Origin of the sequence: Vibrio sp. 1F255 (genome assembly GCF_041439145.1) — a bacterium.
In the GTDB taxonomy this organism is placed as follows: domain Bacteria; phylum Pseudomonadota; class Gammaproteobacteria; order Enterobacterales; family Vibrionaceae; genus Vibrio; species Vibrio crassostreae_C.
Map to the genome: position 1 here is coordinate 1 of NZ_JBGONQ010000076.1, position 1773 is coordinate 1773.

1 rRNA gene is annotated in these 1773 nt (G+C 51.4%); it reads left to right on the plus strand.

What is annotated here, in order from left to right:
• Positions 1-1773 (plus strand): 23S ribosomal RNA (locus ACED41_RS21450); the annotation flags it as partial.

Here is a 1773-nt window from a genome sequence, read left to right on the forward strand (position 1 = left end):
ATCAGTGAAAACGAGTAGGGCGGGACACGTGATATCCTGTCTGAATATGGGGGGACCATCCTCCAAGGCTAAATACTACTGACTGACCGATAGTGAACCAGTACCGTGAGGGAAAGGCGAAAAGAACCCCTGTGAGGGGAGTGAAATAGAACCTGAAACCGTGTACGTACAAGCAGTAGGAGCACCTTCGTGGTGTGACTGCGTACCTTTTGTATAATGGGTCAGCGACTTAATTTTAGTAGCAAGGTTAACCGTTTAGGGGAGCCGTAGGGAAACCGAGTCTTAACTGGGCGTACAGTTGCTAGGATTAGACCCGAAACCAGGTGATCTAGCCATGGGCAGGTTGAAGGTTGAGTAACATCAACTGGAGGACCGAACCGACTAATGTTGAAAAATTAGCGGATGACTTGTGGCTAGGGGTGAAAGGCCAATCAAACCTGGAGATAGCTGGTTCTCCCCGAAAGCTATTTAGGTAGCGCCTCGGACGAATACTACTGGGGGTAGAGCACTGTTAAGGCTAGGGGGTCATCCCGACTTACCAACCCTTTGCAAACTCCGAATACCAGTAAGTACTATCCGGGAGACACACGGCGGGTGCTAACGTCCGTCGTGGAGAGGGAAACAACCCAGACCGCCAGCTAAGGTCCCAAAGTATAGCTAAGTGGGAAACGATGTGGGAAGGCTCAGACAGCCAGGATGTTGGCTTAGAAGCAGCCATCATTTAAAGAAAGCGTAATAGCTCACTGGTCGAGTCGGCCTGCGCGGAAGATGTAACGGGGCTAAGCTATACACCGAAGCTGCGGCTACGTACCTTAGGGTATGTGGGGTAGGGGAGCGTTCTGTAAGCCGTTGAAGGTGGTCTGTAAGGGCTGCTGGAGGTATCAGAAGTGCGAATGCTGACATGAGTAACGATAAAGGGAGTGAAAAACTCCCTCGCCGGAAGACCAAGGGTTCCTGTCCAACGTTAATCGGGGCAGGGTAAGTCGACTCCTAAGGCGAGGCCGAAAGGCGTAGTCGATGGGAAACGGGTTAATATTCCCGTACTTCTTACAATTGCGATGGGGGGACGGAGAAGGCTAGGTGGGCCTGGCGACGGTTGTCCAGGTTCAAGTACGTAGGCGGGTGGTTTAGGTAAATCCGGACCGCTATTAACGCTGAGATACGATGTCGAGCTACTACGGTAGTGAAGTCATTGATGCCATGCTTCCAGGAAAAGCCTCTAAGCTTCAGATTGTAAGGAATCGTACCCCAAACCGACACAGGTGGTCGGGTAGAGAATACCAAGGCGCTTGAGAGAACTCGGGTGAAGGAACTAGGCAAAATGGTACCGTAACTTCGGGAGAAGGTACGCTCTTATCAGTGAAGTCCCTTGCGGATGGAGCAGACGAGAGTCGCAGATACCAGGTGGCTGCAACTGTTTATTAAAAACACAGCACTGTGCAAAATCGTAAGATGACGTATACGGTGTGACGCCTGCCCGGTGCCGGAAGGTTAATTGATGGGGTTAGACTTCGGTCGAAGCTCTTGATCGAAGCCCCGGTAAACGGCGGCCGTAACTATAACGGTCCTAAGGTAGCGAAATTCCTTGTCGGGTAAGTTCCGACCTGCACGAATGGCGTAATGATGGCCACGCTGTCTCCACCCGAGACTCAGTGAAATTGAAATCGCTGTGAAGATGCAGTGTACCCGCGGCTAGACGGAAAGACCCCGTGAACCTTTACTACAGCTTGGCACTGAACATTGAACCTACATGTGTAGGATAGGTGGGAGACT